20 protein-coding genes are annotated in these 22268 nt (G+C 65.5%); 12 read left to right on the top strand and 8 right to left on the bottom strand.

Annotated elements, in window-relative coordinates; genetic code table 11:
* Nucleotides 1-116: 116 nt before the first annotated feature.
* Nucleotides 117-848, bottom strand: coding sequence for a Crp/Fnr family transcriptional regulator (locus ACWCIA_RS18260; protein WP_454165538.1), 732 nt, complete (start codon nt 846-848; stop codon nt 117-119).
* Nucleotides 849-1063: 215 nt separating this feature from the next.
* Between ACWCIA_RS18260 and ACWCIA_RS18255 the strand changes: the two genes are divergently transcribed.
* The 9 genes from ACWCIA_RS18255 (at nt 1064) to cls (ending at nt 11630) form a co-directional block, all read left to right on the top strand.
* Nucleotides 1064-1837 (top strand): glycine zipper 2TM domain-containing protein, encoded by a 774-nt coding sequence (locus ACWCIA_RS18255; RefSeq protein WP_454165536.1) that lies wholly within the window; start codon nt 1064-1066, stop codon nt 1835-1837.
* A 182-nt stretch (nt 1838-2019) separates the two neighbouring features.
* Nucleotides 2020-2256, top strand: coding sequence for a hypothetical protein (locus ACWCIA_RS18250; RefSeq protein WP_454165534.1), 237 nt, complete (start codon nt 2020-2022; stop codon nt 2254-2256).
* Nucleotides 2257-2371: 115 nt separating this feature from the next.
* On the top strand, nt 2372-2518 hold the full coding sequence (locus ACWCIA_RS18245) for a lmo0937 family membrane protein (RefSeq protein ID WP_136223041.1): 147 nt from the start codon (nt 2372-2374) through the stop codon (nt 2516-2518).
* A 118-nt stretch (nt 2519-2636) separates the two neighbouring features.
* Nucleotides 2637-3305, top strand: coding sequence for an OmpA family protein (locus ACWCIA_RS18240; RefSeq protein WP_454165532.1), 669 nt, complete (start codon nt 2637-2639; stop codon nt 3303-3305).
* Between the two features lie 352 nt (nt 3306-3657).
* On the top strand, nt 3658-6513 hold the full coding sequence (locus tag ACWCIA_RS18235; RefSeq protein ID WP_454165531.1) for a TonB-dependent receptor: 2856 nt from the start codon (nt 3658-3660) through the stop codon (nt 6511-6513).
* A 141-nt stretch (nt 6514-6654) separates the two neighbouring features.
* On the top strand, nt 6655-7242 hold the full coding sequence (locus ACWCIA_RS18230) for an NUDIX domain-containing protein (protein ID WP_454165529.1): 588 nt from the start codon (nt 6655-6657) through the stop codon (nt 7240-7242).
* A gap of 120 nt (nt 7243-7362) precedes the next feature.
* Nucleotides 7363-7839 carry a hypothetical protein gene (locus tag ACWCIA_RS18225; protein ID WP_454165527.1) on the top strand — a complete coding sequence of 159 codons (477 nt, stop codon included), beginning with the start codon at nt 7363-7365 and terminating at the stop codon, nt 7837-7839.
* Nucleotides 7840-8046: 207 nt separating this feature from the next.
* Nucleotides 8047-10245, top strand: a complete 2199-nt coding sequence (locus ACWCIA_RS18220) for a site-specific recombinase (protein ID WP_454165525.1) — start codon at nt 8047-8049, stop codon at nt 10243-10245.
* Nucleotides 10242-11630, top strand: a complete 1389-nt coding sequence (gene cls / locus ACWCIA_RS18215; protein WP_454165523.1) for a cardiolipin synthase — start codon at nt 10242-10244, stop codon at nt 11628-11630. Before ACWCIA_RS18220 ends, cls begins: the two co-directional genes overlap by 4 nt.
* A 52-nt stretch (nt 11631-11682) precedes the next feature.
* Here the strand turns inward: cls and ACWCIA_RS18210 are convergent, their stop codons facing one another.
* Both ACWCIA_RS18210 and ACWCIA_RS18205 read right to left on the bottom strand, forming a co-directional pair.
* On the bottom strand, nt 11683-12519 hold the full coding sequence (locus tag ACWCIA_RS18210) for a metallophosphoesterase family protein (RefSeq protein WP_454165521.1): 837 nt from the start codon (nt 12517-12519) through the stop codon (nt 11683-11685).
* Nucleotides 12519-13268, bottom strand: coding sequence for a phosphatase PAP2 family protein (locus ACWCIA_RS18205; RefSeq protein WP_454165519.1), 750 nt, complete (start codon nt 13266-13268; stop codon nt 12519-12521). Before ACWCIA_RS18205 ends, ACWCIA_RS18210 begins: the two co-directional genes overlap by 1 nt.
* A gap of 164 nt (nt 13269-13432) precedes the next feature.
* Here ACWCIA_RS18205 and ACWCIA_RS18200 point away from each other — a divergent pair, with 164 nt between their 5' ends.
* The 3 genes from ACWCIA_RS18200 to ACWCIA_RS18190 all read left to right on the top strand — a co-directional run bounded on the left by ACWCIA_RS18200 (nt 13433) and on the right by ACWCIA_RS18190 (nt 15997).
* Nucleotides 13433-13645 (top strand): hypothetical protein, encoded by a 213-nt coding sequence (locus ACWCIA_RS18200; RefSeq protein ID WP_379747505.1) that lies wholly within the window; start codon nt 13433-13435, stop codon nt 13643-13645.
* Nucleotides 13646-13790: 145 nt separating this feature from the next.
* Nucleotides 13791-14810 carry a sulfate ABC transporter substrate-binding protein gene (locus ACWCIA_RS18195; protein WP_454165517.1) on the top strand — a complete coding sequence of 340 codons (1020 nt, stop codon included), beginning with the start codon at nt 13791-13793 and terminating at the stop codon, nt 14808-14810.
* A gap of 149 nt (nt 14811-14959) precedes the next feature.
* Nucleotides 14960-15997: an SDR family oxidoreductase gene (locus ACWCIA_RS18190; RefSeq protein WP_454165515.1), complete on the top strand. Its 1038-nt coding sequence runs from the start codon at nt 14960-14962 to the stop codon at nt 15995-15997.
* Nucleotides 15998-16258: 261 nt separating this feature from the next.
* On the opposite strand, the gene ACWCIA_RS18185 is transcribed toward ACWCIA_RS18190, so the two are convergent.
* From ACWCIA_RS18185 to ACWCIA_RS18165, 5 genes are all read right to left on the bottom strand, one after another.
* The gene (locus ACWCIA_RS18185) at nt 16259-16690 is read right to left on the bottom strand and encodes a hypothetical protein (RefSeq protein WP_454165513.1); all 432 of its coding nucleotides are present in this window, start codon (nt 16688-16690) and stop codon (nt 16259-16261) included.
* A 192-nt stretch (nt 16691-16882) separates the two neighbouring features.
* Nucleotides 16883-17959: a porin gene (locus ACWCIA_RS18180; protein WP_454165511.1), complete on the bottom strand. Its 1077-nt coding sequence runs from the start codon at nt 17957-17959 to the stop codon at nt 16883-16885.
* 355 nt (nt 17960-18314) lie between these two features.
* A complete protein-coding gene (locus ACWCIA_RS18175; RefSeq protein WP_454165509.1) occupies nt 18315-20312 on the bottom strand; it encodes a TRAP transporter large permease in 1998 nt (665 codons plus the stop codon).
* Entirely contained in the window at nt 20309-20920 is a 612-nt protein-coding gene (locus ACWCIA_RS18170; protein WP_454165507.1) for a TRAP transporter small permease subunit, read from the bottom strand. Before ACWCIA_RS18170 ends, ACWCIA_RS18175 begins: the two co-directional genes overlap by 4 nt.
* A gap of 90 nt (nt 20921-21010) precedes the next feature.
* Nucleotides 21011-22156 carry a TRAP transporter substrate-binding protein gene (locus ACWCIA_RS18165; RefSeq protein WP_454165505.1) on the bottom strand — a complete coding sequence of 382 codons (1146 nt, stop codon included), beginning with the start codon at nt 22154-22156 and terminating at the stop codon, nt 21011-21013.
* Between the last annotated feature and the right edge of the window lie 112 nt (nt 22157-22268).

Here is a 22268-nt window from a genome sequence, read left to right as displayed (position 1 = left end):
AAGTGCCCACCCTACAAACGCATACTTCATTTACGGTTTTTGCAGAGGCGTAGGGTGGGCTCTCGAGCCCACGCGGTCGTACCGATGCATACCGCACGGCATGCCGACAAGGTAAGCTACACGAACGCGCTCGACAGGGCCCCTGCCCCCGCATCCTTGACAATCTCGTAGCAGGTGCAGGCCGCCGCCGCCAGCCCTTCGGCGTCGAGGATCTCGATGTTGCCGCGGCTGTAGATGATGAGTCCCTGCTGCTGCAAGGCGCTGGCGGCCTTGGTGACGCCGACGCGGCGCACGCCCAGGGCATGGGCGAGGAACTCGTGGGTGAGGTGGAACTTGTCGGACTGCAGGCGGTCGCGCGTGATCAGGAGCGAGCGCGCCAGGCGTGCCTCGAGCACGTGGAAGCGGCTGCACACGGCGATCTGGATCGCCTGCGCCAGCAGGCTGTCGGTATAGCGGTAGAGCACGCGCTGGAGCGCGCCGTTGCGGGCGAACTCGCTGCGGAAGGCGGCGCTGTCCATGCGGCTCGCGCTGCCCGGACGCTGCACCACGGCGCGCACCTGGGCTGTTTCATGGCCCAGGGCCACCGTCGCGCCGAGCATGCCTTCGCGCCCGACCAGGCCCACCTCGAGCGTCATGCGCCCGCCCGCCACGCCCAGCAGTGAGATCAGGCAGTCGTGAGGAAAATAGATGTAGCGGATGGGATCGCCCGCCTCGCCCAGCACCTCCCCTGCCTCGACATGCACGGGGTCGAGCATCGGCAGCACCTGGGCCAGCTCCTGCGGCGGGAGCGCGGCCAGCAGCAAGTTGGCATTGTGCTCGGCGACCTCGGGAGTAGCGGCAAAATTCATCGGACCCTCTCGGTTGATTTTTCCGTCCCGGCGAAGGCTGGAACGGGGCGACAGATACATTTGCAAACAATTTGGATCAGGTTAAATGCTCTGATAGGGGAAGTATGTTCGGTGACGCACGGAATACCCTGTTGTTCCTCGGGACAATCTTCATGTCGGCCAATCAGCAGGGCACAAGGCCCTGCGCAGCCCCCAAACCACGTGAAGGACTCACCATGAACAACAATATTCCTACTCCTCCGGCGGGTCGCCAGCACCATCCGCTCCTGCTGCTGGCGGCGCTCGCCGTCGTGCTGTTCTGCCTGGTCGGCACGGCGGCCATCATGGGCTGGATCCCGTCCTCGATCGGCGGCAACGCCAACCGCCAGCTGACCGAGGCCGAACGCGCCACGCTTGCCTCGAGCCTGCCTTCCGCCGGACAGCAGCCTGCCCCGGGCGCGACCAGCGCCGAGATGGCCCAGCTGGCACAAGGCATCCCCGCACAGCCCGCGATGCCGGCCGCTCCCGCTTATCCGCCACAGCAGCTCGCGCAAGGCTACAGCCCGTCGGCCGCAGAGCGCTATGAACCGGAGCCTGCACCGCGCCCCGAGCCGCGTACGGTCGTCAAACCGAAGCCGGTGCAGGTCGCCGCTGCCGAGCCCGCCGAGCCGAAATGGTGCGGCAACTGCGGCAACATCGAATCGGTACGCGCGATCAAGCAGCGCGCCCAGGGCAGCGGCCTTGGCGCGGCGGGCGGCGCCGTCATCGGCGGCCTGCTCGGCAACCAGGTCGGCGGCGGCACCGGGCGCCAGCTTGCGACCGTCGCCGGCGCGGTCGGCGGCGCCGTGGTCGGCAACCAGGTCGAGGGCAACATGAAGGCCACCACCACCTGGGAAGTGCGGGTCCGCCTCGACGACGGCACCCTGCGCACCTTCAACCTGGCCAACGAGCCGCAATGGCGCAGCGGCGACCGCGTGCGCATCGTGAAGGGCCGCCTGCGCGCCGCCTGATCCTGCTTTCCCCTCTGGTTTCACCCCTTACCAGGCCCGGCGGTCCAATGGATTGCCGGGCTTGATTTTTTCCCCAGTGCAATGTGCGCCACCGCACGGAAATACTGCTGAGCTAGCCCGACAATGGCAGTACACCCGGCCGGCACGGCTGGCGGTGGACAACCAACAAAAAGGGGATCACCATGAATAGCCTTGCTTGGATCGGCATCATCGTATGGGGATTGGTCGTGACGGGATTTGGACTGGTGTCGGCGCTACCGCCCGAGCCGGCGCAGGACGTGGCGGCGCACGACGCCTTCTTCCTCGTCAGCGGCGGCCTGCTGACCTGCCTGATCGGCATCGTCGGCCTGCTCGGCTTCATGGGCTGGGTGCCGGGACTGCATCCGGAGCGCACGGCGCGTCCGGGGTCGCGTGCCTGATGGGTGTACTGACATTTTTGCACCGAATGTACGCCAACGTACGGTTTTGCTGAGCATGGCGATAGATACTGCATTCACGGCGCGATACCGCGCACATTGAATGAGGAGACACATCATGCTCTACACCATCGCCATTGTCCTGATCGTCCTGTGGCTGCTCGGCCTGGTCACCTCGTACACGATCGGCGGCTTCATCCACATCCTGCTGGTCGTCGCCGTCATCATGATCCTGGTTCGCCTGATCAGCGGCCGAGGCATATAGCCAGTAACCCAGATTGAATGTTGTACCATGCACGTTTTGTAGTTGTTTTACCAATCCGTTTCGCGGACGTGCCCTGCGGGTGCGCCCACGAAACGGATTTTCTTCTTAGGAGAATCATATGAAAAAGAACCTGACCAAATCCATCGTTGCCGCCACCATCCTCGCCGTCGGCGTCAGCGGCTGTGCCGACATGAGCGCTACCCAGCGTGGCACCGCGACCGGCGCCGGCGCCGGTGCGGCCCTGGGCGCGCTGATCGGCGGCACCACCGGCGGCGGCGGCAGCAACCGCACGGCCAAGGGTGCCGTCATCGGCGGCGCCGCCGGCGCCGTGATCGGCAACATCTGGTCCAAGCGCATGGAAGCCCAGAAGCAGGCAATGGAACAGGCCACCCGCGGCACCGGCGTGCAGGTCAGCCAGACCTCCGACAACCGCCTGAAGCTCGACATCCCGAGCGACGTCTCCTTCGACACCGGCCGCGCCGACATCAAGCCGAACTTCCAGCCTGTGCTGGAGCGCTTCGCCCAGACGCTGAACGAGAACCCGGCCACCAACGTGGTCATCATCGGCCACACCGACAACACCGGCACCGCGGCCATCAACCAGCCGCTGTCGGTCGACCGCGCCGCGCGTACCCGTGACTACCTGGCCGGCCGTGGCGTGAACCCAAGCCGCATCAGCATCGAAGGCCGCGCCGACCGCGAGCCGATCGCTTCGAACACCGACAACGCGGGCCGCGCACGCAACCGCCGCGTCGAGATCTACGTCGCCGAACCGGCACGCGGCTAAACGCCGTCCCCGCCCACGTCCTGCATGCGCTTCCCGCGCGTGCACGCCGTGGGCGTTTTTTTGTCCCATCCCGCTTCTCCTTCCTCCCTTCCCGGCGCCCGCCTGTCTGGTCGACTAGACATGTTTCGTCTATGCGTCCATCACCCCGATTTATAGCTGTTGTATTCGACTAACAAAAGTTCAGATCGATTTGACTTTTGTTTATCTGAAATGCTTTTATGTCGCCCTCAGGCGCGCTCGGCTGTTCGAGCACTCTGTCCACAGCAACAAGTACGAAGCGTCACAGCAGCAAGGCCCCACGGTCCCGCGCCGGGGCGGTTCGTGTTTTCAGAAGATGTATCGGAGATTTTTTTTGACTAAGCAGCAATTCGTAGTAAAGCGCAGCGTCATCGCTGTCGCCATGACCCTCGCATCGTCGGGCGTCGTCTTCGCGCAGCAGGAAGCTGCCGCACCGGTCCAGAAGGTGTACGTGACCGGCTCGAACATCAAGCGCGCCGACAAGGAAGGTTCCTCGCCGGTCGGTACCCTGACCGCCAAGCAGATCGAAGCGACCGGTGCCAACACCGTCGCCGAACTGCTGCACTCGATCCCGGCCTTCGGCTCGGGTACCTCGAACGACATCACCGACGGCAGCTTCTCGAAAGGCGCCTCGACCGCCTCGCTGCGCGGCCTCGGCTCGTCCTCGACCCTCGTCCTGCTGAACGGCCGCCGCATCACGGCATCGGCCTACGCCGACCCGAACCAGGGCAAGTCGGCCGTGTATGACCTGAACAGCATCCCGGTCTCGGCTCTCGAACGCGTCGAAATCTTCAAGGATGGCGCCTCGGCCGTGTACGGTTCCGACGCGATCGCCGGCGTGATCAACTTCATCACCAAGAACAACTACCAGGGCGCGGAACTGAAGGCCACCGTCAGCGCCAACGACGACGGCGAGTTCAACCGCAACAACATCAGCGGCGTGTTCGGCCGCGGCGACCTGGCGGAAGACCGCTACAACGCCTTCCTCAGCTTCGACCTGGCCCAGCGCGGCCGCACCGGCGCCAAGGACGTCAAGGACATCGCACAGGAGATGTACGCCGACATCAACTCGCGCCTGAACGAGTACGGCAGCTATGTGTCGAACCAGCCGTTCTTCTTCCGCGAACTGCGTCCGGGCGCGTTTGCCACCACGTACGCCAACCGCGCCAACATCGTCAACCGCCTCGGCTGCGACCCGTCGCAGCAGATCACCGGCGACACCGTCAAGCACAACCTGTCGGCCACCTCGATCCTGAACGGCCGCACGTTCTGCAACTACGACATCTGGAACAACTACGAAGCGCAGAGCAAGGGCAAGGACGCCAACCTGCTCGGCAAGCTGACCTTCCAGATCACCCCGGACATCACGGCCTTCGCCGAACTGGGCTACACCCGCGTCGATCGCGAATACACCGGCAACCCGTCGACCATCAGCTCGACCGCGCCAACGACCGTGTTCCGCACCAACGGCCTGCCGAGCGACTATCAGCTGATCCTGCCGGCCGGCCACCCGGACAACCCGTGGGCGGATTCGCGCGCGGCCCTGGCCTACCGCTTCACCAACACCAACGGCGGTTCGCGCAACGTCAACGAAGCAGGCCGCCTGCTGGCCGGCGTCAAGGGCACGACCGGCAACTTTGACTGGGAAAGCGCCCTCCTGCTGAACCGCAGCGAGCGTACGGAAACGATGCGCGGCATGCTGTACCTGCCGACCATCAACCGCATCCTGACCGAAAACCGTACCCTGGCCCAGACCGCGGCCGACCCGAGCGCCACCCGCGACGTCGTCAACACCGGTTACGCACAAGTGGCCCAGCTCGACGCGAAAGCCTCGACCACGGTCGGCAAGCTGGCCGGCGGCGACATCGGCGTGGCCTTCGGCGGCGAAATCCGCCAGGAAAAGCTGTCGATGACCCCGGACATGGCGACCCAAACCGGCACCATCCTCGGCCTGGCCAACTCGCTGGTCGAAGGCGAGCGCCTGGTCAAGTCGGCCTTCGTCGAAGTGCGTACCCCGTTCACGAAGAACTTCGAGATGGACTTCGCCGGCCGCTACGACAAGTACCCGACCGAATCGAGCTTCGTGCCGAAAGTCGGCGCCAAGTGGGCCGTCAACGACAAGCTGACCTTCCGTTCGAGCTACGCCGAAGGCTTCCGCGCGCCTGCCCTGTCGCAGATCGCCGAAGGCGGCGTGCAGTCGTTCTCGACCCTGACCGACACCCTGCGCTGCCCGGACGGCAAGAATCCGCTGCCAGGCGCGGATACCTCGGACTGCTCGCGCCGCATCTCGAGCATGTCGCGCGCCAATCCCGACCTGAAGCCGGAAACCTCGAAGAGCTTCTCGTTCGGCGCGATCATCAACCCGACCCGCAACCTCGACATCCTGATCGACTACTACCGTATTCGCAAGGAAGACGAAACCGCGCTGCTGTCGGCGGGCTATGTGGTCGACCACCCGGACCTGTACCCGGGCCTGGCCATCCGCGGCACCAACCCGGCGACCTTCCTGACCGACGCATCGGGCAACCCGATCGCGGGCACCGGTCCGCTGACCGCCGTCAACCGCTACTACGTCAACCAGGGCGCCACCGAAGTGTCGGGCCTGGACTTCGAAGTCACGCACCGCCTGTCGCTGGGCGACAAGGGCCGCGTCTCGACCAAGTTCGACTGGAACTACGCACTGACCTACAAGCGTTCGGAGCGTCCGGGCGAAGTCGAAGCCAACCTGGTGGGCACCCGCGGCGGCATCTCCGACTGGGCCACCTCGGTCGGCGACATCCCGCGCCACCGCTGGTCGCTGTCGTCGAACTGGACCCGCGGCGTGCACTCGCTGACCGGCTCGATCGATTACGTGGGCCCGGTCTCGCTGCTGCGCCGTACCGACAACGACGTGACCTACCCGGTCCCGTACTGCTACTACGGCAAGGGCCAGCCGAAGGGCGCCTACAGCCTGGGCGGCCTGGACCGCTTCAGCAACTGGACGGACGAGTGCTCGGTGAACGAGTGGACCACGGCCAACGTGTCCTACGCCTACACCGGCTTCAAGAACTGGACCCTGGCGGCGAACGTGCGTAACCTGTTCGACAACGCGGCTCCGTACGATCCGGCCGCCGGCACCGACGGTTTCAACACCCAGCTGCACAACGGCATGGGCCGCACCTTCCGCCTGACCGCCAGCTACAAGTTCTGATCGAACCTCTAGCCTGACCTGAAAGCCGCCCCGCGCAAGCCGGGCGGCTTTTTTCATGGCCGCGCCCTGCCTTCGCTCGCGTGCGTGGCGCGGCAGGCCTGTCGTGTATGCTCGTTCCCCGTCCCCAGCCCGGAGCCGCGCATGCAAGACGACCCGATCCGCATCGTCGACGAGCAGGTCCTGTCCGACGAATATTTCCCCCTCAAGAAGGTCGCCTACGAGCAGCGCCGCGCCGACGGCGGCATGCAGCGCCAGGACCGCGAAGTGTATGCCAGCGACAGCGGCGTCACCGCCCTGCTCTACAACCGCGAGCGCCGCACCGTGCTGCTCACGCGCCAGTTCCGCATCGGCGCGCGGGTTGGCGGGCACCACGGCTGGATGATCGAGACCGTCGCCGGCATGCTCGAAGGGGCCGATCCGCTCGAGCGCATCCGTGCCGAGGTCGCCGAGGAGCTGGGCTACCGGGTGAACGACCTGCATCCCGTGATGACGCTCTTCGCCAGCCCCGGCACGATCACCGAGCGCGTGCATTATTTCGTGGGCGAATACCGTCCCGAAGACCGTTGCGGCGATGGCGGCGGCAAGCAGGACGAAGGCGAGGACATCGAAGTGCTCGAGCTCGGCATCGACGATGCGCTTGCGCGCATGCGCAGCGGCGAGATCGAGGACGCCAAGACGGTCGTGCTGCTGCAATACCTGCAGCTGCACCTCCTCGGCCTGGCGGGCTGACGCGGCGGCCCTGTTGTAAAAGCGCTCGGGTGGCGGCGCCGATTGGAGCGCGCGCAATATTTTGCGGCTGCGAAGGCGTGATCATGTTGCTTCCCACTAGCAACATTTCTTCAGGCCACCATGCTCGATACCCCTGCCGCGGCCGCGCCGGATGTCCTCCTGCGCGAAGCTGCGAACGATGCAACGGCGCTGTGGCGTCCGTCCGCCGTCGCCGTCTGGAGCCTCGTCTTCACGCCGGTGTTCGGTTCCTACCTCCTGATGTGCAACTGGCAGGCGCTGGGCGACCGGCGCGCGGCCACCGCGGCACGGCGCTGGCTGCGCGCCAGCCTGGCCATGCTGGCGCTGCAACTGTTCGCCGGCGCCATCGACCACCGCGTGAACGGCAACTTTCCCCTGGCGCACTGGCTGCCGATCGCCTGGCTGGGCCTGTGGCTGCTGGCGGCCGCGGCGCCGCAATGGCAGCTGGTGCGGCGCCGCTTCGGGCGCGCCTACGCGCGGCGCGAATGGAACGGCGCGCTGGCCACGGCGGTCGCCTTGGGCGTCGTCAGCTGGAGCGTCGGGGCGCTGCTGACCTGGCTGTTGCTGGCGTTTACCTGAGAGACCTCGTAGGGTGGACGGCTTTGCCGTCCACGCGTGCAACCAGCGGATATTAGGCCGCACTGCGGTTTTCATCGTTCGTTGAACGCGTGGACGAGAGACCCGTCCACCCTACCATCCGCTGATCACTCATCCTTTGTTCGCTGCCGTACCAAGTTCCAGCAGCCCCAGCGCGTACACTGTACGCTCCAGGGAAACGGAATTTGTATGCTTGCCATTCTTGAACGGATCGACCCGCACAGCGACCGCATCGACCTGCTGGTCGAGCTGGTCGACAGCTTGCGGCCGCGCCGCCGCCATCGCGCACGCGCAGTCGAGGCGGTGCGCACGCTCACCCAGCTCCTGCGCGGCAATCCCGAACAGGCCTGGGCGCTGCGCAGCTATATCGTTACCATGCTGGAAAAGCGCCGCCATACGAGCCTCTACAGCGACATCGGCATCCTCTCGAACGATGGCTTCTTCACCGAGCTCAAACGCAGGATCTCCTACCGCGTGCTGCCGCCGGCGCTCGACGACCTCTACCTGTCGGACGCGCTCGACCAGGTGCTGTATGCGGACAACGACTACGAATGGGTGCGTTCGGTGCCGGACGCCGAATGGCTGGCCCTGTTCGACGTGGTCGCCGACGCCCCGCCGCCGCTCGACGCCGCCCCCGACCGGGCGCGCCTGGTCACGCTGCTGGGCATGCTGGACGCGATCCGCACGCTCTCCTGCCGGGTCTGCGCGCTCGGGCTGGAACCGCGCCTGGTGCACAGCTACAGCGAGATCGAGGATTTCGATTCGCCCTTCCTGATGCAGAACATCGAGGTCAACCGCTACCTCGACGAATACGGCCGCTTCCTGGAAGGCAGCTCGACCCAGCCGGAAGACGCGCGCCACCTGCTGGTGATGCTCGACCAGTGCGAGGACGTGATCGCCAAGATCCGCCGCAACTCGCTTTCCTTCGGCACCAGCGTCGCCCTGACCTACGTGCTGGTGGCGATTACCCAGAGCATCGGCCGCCTGCGCAAGCTGCTGTTCCTGGTCGACCTCAGCGACGACGGCCGCGACCAGGGCTCCGGCGCCGGGCCGCACGCCCCCCATGTTTCCGATGAGCCCCTGGCGCTGCCTGCGCCGGCCCCCGTGCCCGGCTCCCGTTCGCTGGTGCCCGGTACGCAGGCGCCGGAGGCCGGCGCGCTGGTCGCGGCCGCGTATACGCCCCAGCCGCCGCGCCCGCTGACGGCGCGCCGCGCCGCCGCCGTCGAGCTGGCCCAGGAGCTGGTCGAAGCGCACAACACGAAGTACCGGGTACGCGGGCTGTTCCGCGACAATATCGACTTGCTGGCCCGTAACGTCACCGAAAACGCCAGCCGCACCGGCGAGCACTACATCGCCGAGAGCCGGGGCCAGCTGCGCGGCATGTTCAAGGCCGCCGCCGGCGCCGGCTTCGTCGTCGGCTTCATGGCGATGTTCAAGATTTTGCTGAGTTACCTGCGTGCGCCGCCCCTGGTCGAGGCCTTCCTCTTCAGCATGAACTACTCGCTCGGCTTCATGCTGGTGCACATGCTGCGCTGGACCATCGCCACCAAGCAGCCCGCGATGACGGCCCAGCGCATCGCCGCCGGCCTGCACAGTCGCGACGGCCAGCGCATCGATTTCGACAGCATGGCCGAGCTCGTCAACAAGGTCTTCCGGACCCAGATCGTCGCCGTGCTGGGCAACGTCGCCGTGGCCTTCCCGACCGCCTTCGTGATCGCCCTCGCCTACCAGCAGATGACCGGGCACCACCTGGTCACCCCCGACAAGGCGCACCACCTGCTGCACGACATCGATCCCATCCACAGCCCGGCCCTGTTCTACGCGGCCATCGCCGGCGTCTGGCTGTTCGTGGCGGGGCTCATTTCCGGCTACTACGACAACAAGGCGCTCTACACGCGCATGGGCCAGCGCGTGCGCCAGTTGCGCTGGCTGTGCTGGCTGCTCGGCCGGGAACGCTGCGCACGGGTGGCGCGCTACATCGAGGACAACCTCGGTGGCCTGATGGGTAACTTCTTCTTCGGCATCCTGCTCGGCACCACCGGCACCGTCGGCTACCTGCTCGGCCTGCCGCTGGACATCCGCCACGTCACCTTCTCAACGGCGAATTTCGCCACCGCGCTCGTCGGCCTCGACTATCAGATAACATGGGCCGAGGCCGGCAACGCGGTGCTGGGCGTGGCGCTGATCGGCGCGGTCAACCTGCTGGTCAGCTTCCACCTGGCGCTGTCGGTGGCACTGCGGGCACGCAAGATCCAGTTCACGCGCAGCATCCTGCTGCTGCGCGCACTCGGCCGGCGCTTCCTGCATGCGCCGCTCGACTTTTTCATGGGCCCGAAGGACATCGGCGTCCCCGATGCCGACACGATGGATACGAGGGAAGCAAGATGAACAAGCAACGCATGAAATATCTGCTGGCCGCACTTGCCCTGCTGGGCGCCGTCGCCTCCTGCCGCACCCTGCCCGAAGCCGAGCGCCTGCCGGACACCCCCGTCAAGGCGGCCCCGACCGTCACCACGGCGCGCGGCACCCTGCCGCAGGCGCAGGCATCGAACCTGCTGTCCAAGCGCTGGGCCAACGCCACCAGGGACCTCAAGGCGCTGGCCGTGCTCGAGGAACAGGCGACCGGCGTGCCGCTCATTGCCGGCAACCAGGTGCAACTGCTGTTCGACGGCCCGGCGACCATGCGCGAGATGATGGCCGCGGTGCGCGCCGCCACCACCTCGATCAACCTGGAAACCTATATCTTCGACCAGGACCCGATCGGCCTGCAATTCGCCGAGCTGCTGATGGAAAAGCGGCGCCAGGGCGTGACGGTGAACGTGATGTACGACAGCGTCGGCACCCTTGGCACGCCCCAGGAATTTTTCGACCGCATGCGCGCGGCCGGCATCAACCTGCTTGCCTTTAACCCGATCAACCCGGCCAAGGCCAAGGGCAACTGGTCGATCAACAACCGCGACCACCGCAAGATCATGGTGGTGGACGGCAAGGTGGCCTTCACGGGTGGCATCAACATCAGCAGCGACTACGCCAACAGCTCGCTGTTCCGCTCGCGCAGCAAGCCGGACAAGGTCGACAAGGACAAGATCGGCTGGCGCGACACCCATGTGCGCATCGAAGGTCCGGCCGTGGCCACCCTGCAATGGGCATTCGTGAACAACTGGGTGCGCCAGGAAGCCGGCGAACTGCCGCCGCTCGACTATTTCCCTCGCCTGGCGCCGGCCGGCGACAAGTTCGTGCGCGTGCTCGCCACCGAGCCGAACAGCCACTCGGAGATCTACAAGTCGCTGATGGTGGCGATCAACGAAGCGAAGAAGTCCGTCCATATCACCTCGGCCTACTTCGTGCCCGACCAGCAGATCGTCGACGCCCTCGTCGCGGCCGCCAAGCGCGGGGTCGACGTCAAGCTGGTGCTGCCGGGCGTTTCCGACCACGGCCTCGTGATGCACGCGGGACGCGCCTTCTACGAGCCGCTGCTGGCGGGCGGCGTGCGCATCTTCCAGCTGCAGGTGGCGGTGCTGCACGCCAAGACGGCGGTGATCGACGGCGCCTGGTCAACCATCGGCTCGGCCAACATCGACCGCCGCAGCTTCATCCACAACTACGAGCTGAACGTGGTCGTGATCGACCCGGCCTTCGGGCGCGACATGGAAAGCGCCTTCAACGAGGACCTGCGCGATTCGAAAGAGGTGACGCTGGAGCAGTGGCGTGACCGGCCGTGGGCCGACCGGGTGAAGGAGTGGGCGGCGCGGTTGACGGAGTACTGGATTTGATCGTTTAGGTTACTGCAGGGTGGACGGCCCTGCCGTCCACCCTGCAAGCCAATCAAATCCCCGCCGCCAGCATCCCCTCCGCCGCCGGCGCCCACACATTCCCGCTGCGCAGGAATTTCTCGGTAAGGATGACGCGGAAGGAATTCGTCAGCGCATCCCATCCATAGCGGTCGATCTCGACCCGCTCGTGCTCGACCCGCAGCAGATTGAAGGAATTGACCTCACCCCTGCCCCGCGTCGAGGTCGCCGTGCCGGCCTGCACCACCAGCGCCGCATAGGCGTCGATCTGGTAGCGGCTGGCGGTGCTGGCCGCGTGGCTGACGTGCATGTGGCCGGCCAGCAGCACGTCCACGCCGCATTCGGCGAACACCTCCATCGCCATCTGCGCCCGGTCGACCAGGTTCTTTTCCTCGAAGCTGGTCGGCAGGTCGAAGGGGTGGTGGGTGACGACGATGCGGGTGATCTTCGGGTCGACGCCCTCGAGCTGGGCCTTGATGCCCGCCACCTGCTCGCGGTTGAGGCGGCCGTCCTTGATGGTCAGCGAACGGGCCGTGTTCACGCCCAGCACCGCGATCTCCTCGTCCACGTAGACCGGATCGAGGTCGTCGGTGATGTAGCGCTTGAAGCGGTCGAGTGGTTTGACGAAGCGGCGGAAGACGTTGTACAGCGAAATGTCGTGGTTGCCCGGCACCACGATCTGCGGCCCCGGCAGGGTGTCGAGGAAGGCGCGCGCCTCCTCGAACTGTTCCTCCTTGGCGCGCTGGGTCAGGTCGCCGGAAACGACAAGGACATTCGGCGCGATCGAATGGATGAGGTCGCGCAACGGGCCCAGCAGGGCCTGGTCGACGCGTCCGAAATGCAGGTCGGACAAGTGGATAATTGTACGCATCAGGATTCCCCAGGTATGGAAGTCGGTCGCGGCGCGTGCGTGCGCCCTTCGCGCGCGGCCTGGCGCCGGCGCAAGGTGGCGGTGCCGGTGACGCAGATCGCCAGCCAGGCGCAGCCCTCGGCCATCCCCGCCAGCACGTCGGACAGGTAATGCGCCCCGAGGTAGAGGCGCGAGCCGGCCACCAGCGCCACCATCGCACAGGCGGCCAGCACGATGGCGGCGCGTGCGCCCCAGCTGCGCGCATGGCGCGTGAAATAACAGGCCAGCAGACCGTACAGCAGCGTCGCCGCAACGCTGTGGCCGCTCGGGAAACTGTAGGTGCTCAGGGTCAGGATCGGCTCGTCGAAATGCGGCCGCGCACGCTCGAAGGTGTGTTTCATCGCCACGTTCAGCAGCATGCCGCCCGGTACCGTGACAAGCAGGGTCAGCATCCAGTGGCGCGCGCCGCGCCGGTAGAACCAGGCGGCGGCCAGCGCGGTAAGCGTGAGCACGCCGGGCGTGCTGTGCAGGTGGGTGACCACGAGCAGGAAGCTGCGCAACGCGTCGCTCGCATGGGCATGGGTGTGCAGCCAGGCAGCCAGCCGCAGGTCGACTTCGGTGATCGGCGCGCCGTCCACCACCGCCCCCGCGATCTGCGCGAAACCGGCCATGGCCAGCAGCAGCGCCAGCACGCCCAGCGTCAAGTGCAGGCCGAAGGCCTCGCCGGGAGAAAAGCGCGCGGCGGCGAAACGCTGGAGGCGATTGACCAAGGATTTGTCGAGCGGTTTGTCCATTCGGGCCAGATGGGGATGCATGGCAAAAAAACTACACTTAAAATTTTTTACTGGTGTTTTGTACAGTACCTGTAGATTTATACAGTATTTGTGCTATTCTGTTTTCACTGACCAACATAATTCAAACAAGGGATCCGTCAATGACCACTCTGAACAACGCCTTCGGCCTGGAATACGCTCCTGCACCTTTTCTTATGCGTTTTGGCCGCCGCGAAATCCTGATCACCCGTGACTTCCGCAAGCGCTTCTACCCGATCAATCCGATCATCGAGTGCGACACCGGCGTCGAAGCCGGCCACCTGGAAGTGCTGCTCTTCGGCCGCTGGCTGCTGATCCTTTCCAAGGCTCATTGACAGCAGTTGCATGCTGCGCCCTCTCCTCTTGCTGATCGGGCGCATGCATTGAAATTCTCATATCGATAGCTGAAATCATTCGTTTTCTTCGGATGAGCGGAGCAATACCCTAGCGGTAACTCCTCCACCATCCGAAAGAAATCGAATGTTCAAGAAAATCGCCCATACGCTGGCAGCCGCCTTAACAACCACGGCACTGCTGGTCCCGTCGGCAGCCTTTGCAGCCGACACTACCCTGCTGAACGTCTCCTACGACCCGACGCGGGAGCTCTACCAGGATTTCGACGCCGCCTTTGCCCGCCACTGGAAGGCGAAGACCGGCGACAAGGTCACGGTGCGCCAGTCGCATGGCGGCTCCGGCAAGCAGGCGCGCGCCGTGATCGACGGGCTGTCGGCCGACGTCGTCACGCTGGCGCTGGCCTATGACATCGATGCTATCAGTGAACGCGGCCTTATCGCGCACAACTGGCAGGACCGCCTGAAGAACCGCAGCGCCCCCTACACCTCGACCATCGTGTTCCTGGTGCGCAAAGGCAATCCGAAAGGCATCCGCGATTGGGGCGACCTGGTCAAGCCGGGTGTTGCCGTCATCACCCCGAATCCGAAGACCTCGGGCGGCGCGCGCTGGAATCACCTCGCGGCCTGGGGCTACGCCCTGCGCCAGCCGGGCGGCAGGGAAGCGACCGCGCGCGACTTCATCAACCGCCTGTACAGGAACGTGCCGGTGCTCGACTCGGGCGCCCGCGGCGCCACCACCACCTTCGTCGAACGCGGCATCGGCGACGTGCTGCTGGCCTGGGAAAACGAAGCCCTGCTGGCCCTGCGCGAACTCGGTCCGGGCAAGTTCGAGATCGTCGCCCCGAGCGTGAGCATCCTGGCCGAGCCGCCGGTCGCCGTGGTCGACAAGGTGGTCGACAAGCGCGGCACCCGTGCTGTGGCCCAGGCCTACCTCGACTACCTGTACAGCGACGAAGGCCAGGACATCATCGCGAAGAATTACTATCGTCCTTCGGTCGAAAAATTCGCCCGTAAGTATGCGACCCAGTTCCCCAACATCAAGCTGTTCACGCTCGATACGGTGGCCGGCAACTGGACCCAGGCCCAAAAAGCCCACTTTGCGGACGGCGGCGTCTTCGACCAGGTGTACCAGCCCGGCAAAAAATGACTTGAAATTCGGCGGATGGCCACGACTGTGCTAGTTCAACAACGTGACCGTCCGCATGCTTTAAGCGCACCTGACAAGATTCCCGGAGATTTTGTCAGGTGCGCTCATGCAGGCGGTCTTCCCGTACTACCAGAGGAAAGGAAGCCGTCATGTCTGTCAAACTTCGCAATCTCAACGAACAGGTCATGGTCATCACCGGTGCCAGCAGCGGCATCGGCCTGACCACCGCCCGCCTGGCCGCCGAACAGGGCGCACGACTCGTGCTCGCCGCGCGCAACGGCCAGGCGCTCGACCAGCTGGCCAGCGAACTGCGGCGCCAGGGCGCCCAGGTGGCCACGGTGGAGGCCGATGTCGGCAATGCGGCCGACGTGGAACGGATCGGCCAGACAGCCCTCGAGCGCTTTGGCCGCATCGACACCTGGGTCAACAATGCCGGCGTCGGCACCTTCGGCCGCCTGGAGGACATCTCCATGGAAGACCACCAGCGCCTGTTCCAGACCAACTTCTGGGGCGTGGTGAACGGCTCGCTGGAAGCCGTCAAGCGCATGAAGCAGCGCGGCGGAGGCGCCCTGATCAACGTCGGCAGCGAAGTGTCGGACCGCGCCGCGCCCCTGCAGGGCATGTACTCGGCCTCCAAGCATGCGGTGAAGGCCTTCACCGAGTCGCTGCGGATGGAGCTGGAAAAGGAAGAGGCGCCGATTTCGGTGACGCTGGTCAAGCCGGCCGCCATCGACACCCTGTTCGCGGTGCACGCGAAGAACTACATGGACAAGGAACCGACGCTGCCGCCACCGGTGTACGCGCCGGAAATCGTGGCCAGGGCCATCCTCTACTGTGCCCAGTATCCGAAGCGCGACATTTTCGTCGGCGGCGCCTCGAAGATGATCTCCGCGGGCAACGCCCACATGCCGCGCATGCTCGACCACTTCATGAACGCGACCATGTGGCGCCAGCAAAAGACGAAGCAGGACCACCTTCCGGGCCGGCGTGACGCCCTGCATGCGCCGGACACGACCCAGACCTTGCGCGAGCGCCAGGGCATGACGGGGCGCTCGGTCAGAGAAATCTCGGTATACACGGCGGCCAGCCTGCACAAGAAGCCGCTGGCGGCCGCCCTGCTCGGCGGCGGCGCCCTGCTTGCAGCCTGGGGCCTGTCGCGTCGCAGTGGGGCGCGCAGTACGGTCTGACGCACGTCCTTCAAGCGGGTCAGATACAGCAACGCCCGGCGGAACGCATGTTCCCCGGGCGTTAGCTTGTGTAGAGCCGCCGAGTATGCCAGTCGATATCGCGCCGTTTTTCTTGTTCCGGGTACTGCATATGTAGCAACGCGTGGAGTCAGGACTCCACCCTACGCAAACCGTGATTCGTAGGGTGGAGTCCCGACTCCACGCGTTTGGAACCGTTGCGCAGCCGATGCGATGACTCGCCGCACGGCCACGCTCGAACTCTTACCGCTCCGTGTCGCTCGCCGGCGGCTGGCTCGCCAGGAAGTCGGTGTCCTCTTCCGTCAGCGGCAAATCGGGAATCGATTCGATGCGGTCGGTATCGATGTCGACGCCGTCCCTGACGACCGTGTCGCGACCGGCCGCGGCGCGCTCGCCGGTGCCGCCGACGTCGCTGTCGCCCGAGAAATCGGCATCGCCCACGTCAGGACCGGCGGTATCGCCGGCAAAGCTTTCCTCTTCCTCGTTCGTGCCCCGGTCCAGGTGGACCAGCTGGTCGTCGTCGAGGTTGGTCGCGAAGCCGGGGCCGCCGACCACGTCGCTGCCGGTATCGGACAGGTCGCTCGGGCCGAGGGCGTCGGTGCCGTGGCCCTTGCCGAGGCTACGGTCGGAACGTTCCGGGAAGTTGTCCGGATCAAGTGTGCTGGCGCCAGTCATAATGCCTCCATGAAGATGGTTGTCGGATAGGTTCAGGCTACAGAAATTGTTCAACTCGCGTCGCCGCGCACGCCTGCATCGACGGGTTTCCGGAGCGTCTGGCAAAAGGTCCGCGGCGAGGCGCACCGTCGAAGACAGGACGCCGGTACGGCGAGGCGGTCCGGCGCCGCCATGGGCCTTTTGCCGGGTGCTCTAGAAGGAGTGGCGCATGCCCACGTTGAGGGCCGAGTTGCCGTTCCCGCGCGAACTGGCGTTGCCGACCGTATAGCCGGCGCCGTTGCGGTTGCGGATGTGCGAATAGGCCGCGTAGAAATCGGTGCGGCGCGACACGGCGTGGCTGGCGCCGACGGCGAACTGGTTCGCATCCTGGTTGGCCAGGTCGCGGTCGTCCTTGGTGATGTAGGACGCGAGGAAGGTGGTGCGCGGCGCGACCGGCACCGCCATGCCGACCAGCACGTCGCGGCTGTTGCTCGATGGGGTACGGGCGATGCCCGCCCCATACGGATTGTCAGGGTTGAACAGGGGCGAGCTGGCCCAGCCGCGGCTCAGGCTGTAGGCGGCGTAGGCCGTGCCCCAGCCGAGGCGCAGGTTGGCGGCCAGGATCGAATTGCGGGCGACGGCGTCGTTGCTGGTCTTGCTGTTGAACTGGACGCGCACCGCGCTCTGGTTCTGGTGGGCGGCGCGCACCGTCAGCGGGCCGCGTTCGATGCCGACCGTCATGCCCCAGGCGCGTCCCGCCGGCGAGGTGTCGACCTGCTCCTTGAACGAGTAGGAGACGCCGGCCGACAGGCCCCGGCTGAGTGCGCTGTAATACTGGACGCTGTTGTTGACGCGGCGCCCGCCCCCGATCAGGTTGCTGGCGCTGCCGGCCATGCCGCCCTTGAACGGGTCGGCGACGTCGGTCAGGGCCAGGTATTGCAGGCTGTACTGGCGGCCGACCGTGAGCGCGCCGAATTCTCCGGCCAGGCCTACCCAGACCTGGCGCCGGGCGCCGCGGTCGCTGGCGTCGGCGCGGCCGGTATCGAGGTTGACCCCGGTCTCCAGCGCGAAGATGGCCGCCGTGCCGGCGCCGATCGGCTCGCTGCCCTGAATGCCGATGTGCGATTCCGAGGCCAGGCCACTGCCGACGGTCGTGGTGCACGGACCGCCGCAGCCCTTCTGGGTGACGACGCCCGCATCGATCACGCCGTAGGTCGTGACCCCGTCCTGGGCACACGCCGCGATGGCGCTTCCTCCGAATATGGCGAATGTGACAAACGACTTGAGCATCGGCGTAATCCTCTCTACGCCTCTACCTTACGCCTCCCAAGCGGGTTCATCTGTCGAATGTCGCACATACGGCTGACCGGATTGGCTTCTCTTTTTGTAGGTAGACTCTGACGATTAACGACGGAAGCTGCTGCCAGCTCATATGATGCGGTCGTAAACGTTCCTTTACCGCCACACTTCCTGCGCAATCTTCTGAGATCTGCACTTTCTATCCGGCGCCCTGTTTCGTCGGATTCATCCGGCACGCATCAGAAAAATACAGGGACGCCAGGATGCGCCTGGCGACCATGCTCCAGGCAAAAAAAAGCCCCGCGAACGGGGCTTTGCAAGGAGCCAGTCAATCTGGCGCCACGGCTTACTTGTAGAGCACCTGCGGCAGCCACAGCCCGATCGCCGGGAAGGCGTACAGCAGCACGATCCCCAGGATCTGGATGCCCATGAACGGCAGCATGCCCATGAAGATCTGGTTCAGGGTGACGTGCGGGGGCGAGACGCCCTTCAGGTAGAAGGCCGACATGGCGACGGGCGGCGACAGGAAGGCCGTCTGCAGGTTCATGGCCACCAGCAGCCCGAAGAACAGCGGGTCGATGTTGAAGTGGGCCAGCAGCGGCACGAAGATCGGCATGAAGATGACGATGATCTCGGTCCACTCGAGCGGCCAGCCGAGCAGGAAGATGATCACCTGCGCCAGGATCATGAACTGCACCGGGGACAGGTTCATCCCGAGCACCCAGGCGTTGATGATTTCCTGCCCGCCCAGCAGAGCAAACGCGGCCGAGAAAATGCTCGAACCGACGAACAGCCAGCACACCATCGCCGTCGTCTTCGCGGTCAGGTGGGCCGATTCGCGCAGCAGGTTGAAGTTGAACCTGCGGTAGGCGATGGCCAGGATCAGCCCTCCCAGCGCGCCCATCGCCGCCGCCTCGGTCGGCGTCGCCAGGCCGAACACGATGCTGCCGAGCACAGCGAGGATCATGATCGCCAGCGGGAACAGCGATCCGAGCAGCATCTTGAAGATCTCGAGGCGCGCGAAGCTGAAGAAGATGTAGAAGACCAGCAGGATGGCCGCTCCCACGCCTAGCACTGTCCAGTAGGTGCTCGAGGCCGGCTTGGCGAGCGGCTCGGTCGCCGGGATGCTGCCCGCGGCTTCGATGCGCTCGGGGGACGCCGCCGCCGCAGGTGCGGCGACCGGCGGCAGGGCGGCAGCGCCCTCGCCCGTCGGCTCGGCCGGCGGCGTCGCACCCTCCCCTTCGACCGGGGGCTCGGCGAGCCCGCCTTCCACCGGCGGCTCGGCCAGGCCGCCGTCGGCGGGCGGCTCCTGCAGGCCGCCGCTGTCGTCGCTCGAGGCCGAGTCGAAGCTCTGCTCGGCACCCATTTCGACGAGCTCGGTCGGGGCCGCTTCAGGCGCGGTGACGACCCGGTAGCCAATGCCCATGGCGGCGGCGAAGACGAGTGCCGGCAGGAGAGCCACGAACAGGTTCTTCAGCAGGGTCGAGCTCGGCACATGCGCGGCGCGCGGCCCCTTGATCGCCCCCATCAGGCCGGAGACAGCGCTCTTGTTATAGGCATTCGGGATCGCCTGCGCGAAGGGCGGCAGCGCGACGATGCGCTCCTCGGCCGGCAGCGGCGGCGCGGAGGACGGCTTCAGCTTGGCCACCAGCAGCACATATCCGATATACAGGCCAGCCAGCATGATCCCGGGGAACAAGGCCCCCGCGTACAACTGGACCACCGATACCCCGGCGGTGGCGCCGTACACGATCAGCAGCACCGAAGGCGGGATCAGGATACCGAGGCAACCGCCGGCCGTGATGGCGCCGGCCGACAGCTGGGTGCTGTAGCCGGCCTTGAGCATGGCCGGCATCGCGAGCAGGCCCATCAGCGTGACCACGGCGCCGACGATGCCGGTGGCGGTGGCGAAGATGGCGCAGGTGACGATGGTGGCCACGGCCAGCGAGCCGGGCACGCGCGCCATCGCCAGGTGCAGGCTCTTGAACAGGCGCTCGATCAGGTTGGCGCGCTCGACCAGGTAGCCCATGAAGATGAACAGCGGGATCGAGATCAGCACGTCGTTGGCCATGACCGAATAGGCGCGCTGCACCATCAGCTCGAGCGTGAGCGCGACTGCCTGGTTGGGGTCTTGGCTGTGGAAGGCGAACCAGGCGAACATCATACCCATCCCCATCAGCGTGAACGCCGTCGGGAAACCCAGCATGATGGCGACCACCACCAGCGCGAGCATCAGGAGGCCGAGGTGGCCATTGGTCATGTCGGCGGGTGCCGGCATCAGTGCAAACAGGCCGATGACGATCGCAATCAGGATCGACAGGCCGAACCATATTTCTTTTCTCATTTCGATCCCGTCCCTCTTGCCCCGGTTGTCTCGCTTGCGTCGTCCACGTGCACCATCGCCTTGAGCTTGTCGACGTCGACTTCCTCGACGTCGGCCTCGCGCGCGGGCCATTCGCCCCTGCGCAGGCAAATCACGCAACGCACGATTTCGACGAAGCCCTGCAGCAGGAGCAGGATGCCGGCGAAGGGAATGACCATCTTGAATGGATACAGCGGCGGCCCGTTGGCGGTGAGCGTCGAGTGCTCGCGGATGGCGAAGGACTCGGCGGCATAGGTGTAGCCGGCCCAGACCAGGGCGACCACGCCGGGGATGAAGAAGACGATGTAGAGCAGCAGGTCGAGGCCGGCCTGCAGGCGCGGCGGAAAGAAGCTGTACAGCACATCGCCGCGCACATGGCCGTTCTTGGCCAGCGTGTAGGCGCCGGCCATCATGAAGGCGGCGCCGTACATCATGATCATCAGGTCGAAGGCCCAGGGATTGGGCGAGTTCAGGGCGTAGCGCGCAAACACTTCCCAGCTGATGAGGAAGGTGAGCACCACGATCAGCCAGGAAAAGGCCTGGCCGACCCAGCTGCTGACCCGGTCGACAAAAAACAATACGTTCTGCATGAAACTGCTCCCGGACGCGAAGGAGCGCCACCCCGGGGATGCGGGGTGGCGCATCAAGACTACTCGTGCACTACTGCCGCGGCTGCCCGCTTACGCCTTTTTCGGCGCCGGCGCCTTGCGGCCGAAGTAGTGGTTGTAGGCCATGCGGCGCGGGTTGTTGGTGTCCATGTCCCACTTCATGGCGCGCTCGGCGAACGCGCGCATGGAGGCCTCGACCTTCTTGAACAGCGGGTTGTCGGCGCCCTTCTTGGCCACCACCTGGTCCCAGACCGCCAGCTGCGCCTGCAGCACCGAGTCCGGCGTTTTGTAGAACTTAACGCCCTGCTTGGCCTGCATCTCGCGGTAGTCCGTCGAGTAGCGGTCGACCGCTTTCCAGGCCATGTCGGACGAGGAGGCTTCGACCGCGTTCTCGATGATCGCCTTCAGCTTGGCCGGCAGCGCGTTGTACTTGGTCTTGTTGAAGGAGATCTCGAAGGTTTCCGAGCTCTGGTGGAAGCTCTGCAGCATGCAGACCTTCGATACGTCGGGGAAGCCGAGCAGGCGGTCGGAGCTGGCGTTGTTGAACTCGGCGCCGTCGAGCAGGCCGCGGTCCATGGCGGGCACGATCTCGCCGGCAGGCAGCGCGTTGACCGCCGCGCCCATGGCCGTGAACAGGTCGATCGCCAGGCCGTTGGTGCGGAACTTGGTGCCCTTCAGGTCTTCGACCTTGCTGATCGGCTTCTTGAACCAGCCCAACGGCTGGGTCGGCATCGGCCCGGTCAGGAAGGAGACGACGTTCGCGCCGATGCCGTTGTACAGCTCGGCCAGCAGCTCCTTGCCGCCGCCGTACTTGTGCCAGGCGAGGACCATGTTGGCGTCCATGCCGTAGGCCGGGCCCGAGGTCCACAACGCAATCGCGCTCTGCTTGCCGTAGTTGTAGCCCATCACGCCATGGCCGCCGTCGAGCGTGCCCTTCGAGACGGCGTCGAGCAGGCCGAAGGCAGGCACCACGGCGCCGGCCGGCAGCACGTCGATCTTCAGTTCGCCGCCGGTCATGTCGTTGACCTTTTTGGCGAAGTCGAGCGCGTACTCGTGGAAGATGTCCTTGCTCGGCCAGGTGCTCTGGAAGCGCATCTGCCGGGTGGTCTGTGCGGTGGCGATCATCGGGACGGCCAGCGTGCTGCTCGCGGCTGCGGTCCCCAGGAATTTACGGCGGTTCGATACGGACTGCTTTGGATCCTTGTCAACCTTCTTCATGGTACGTCTCCTGTCTAGTTATATGTATAAGCGACTGATAAACGACTGAATCGACACACGCACAGCTTGTGAATTGGGGGCAACCTCCTTGAATGCATATTTGGCACGACCA

Source organism: Massilia sp. SYSU DXS3249 (assembly GCF_053668055.1).
Note: the sequence above shows the minus strand (reverse complement) of the source record. Positions and strands in the feature narration are given on the sequence as shown.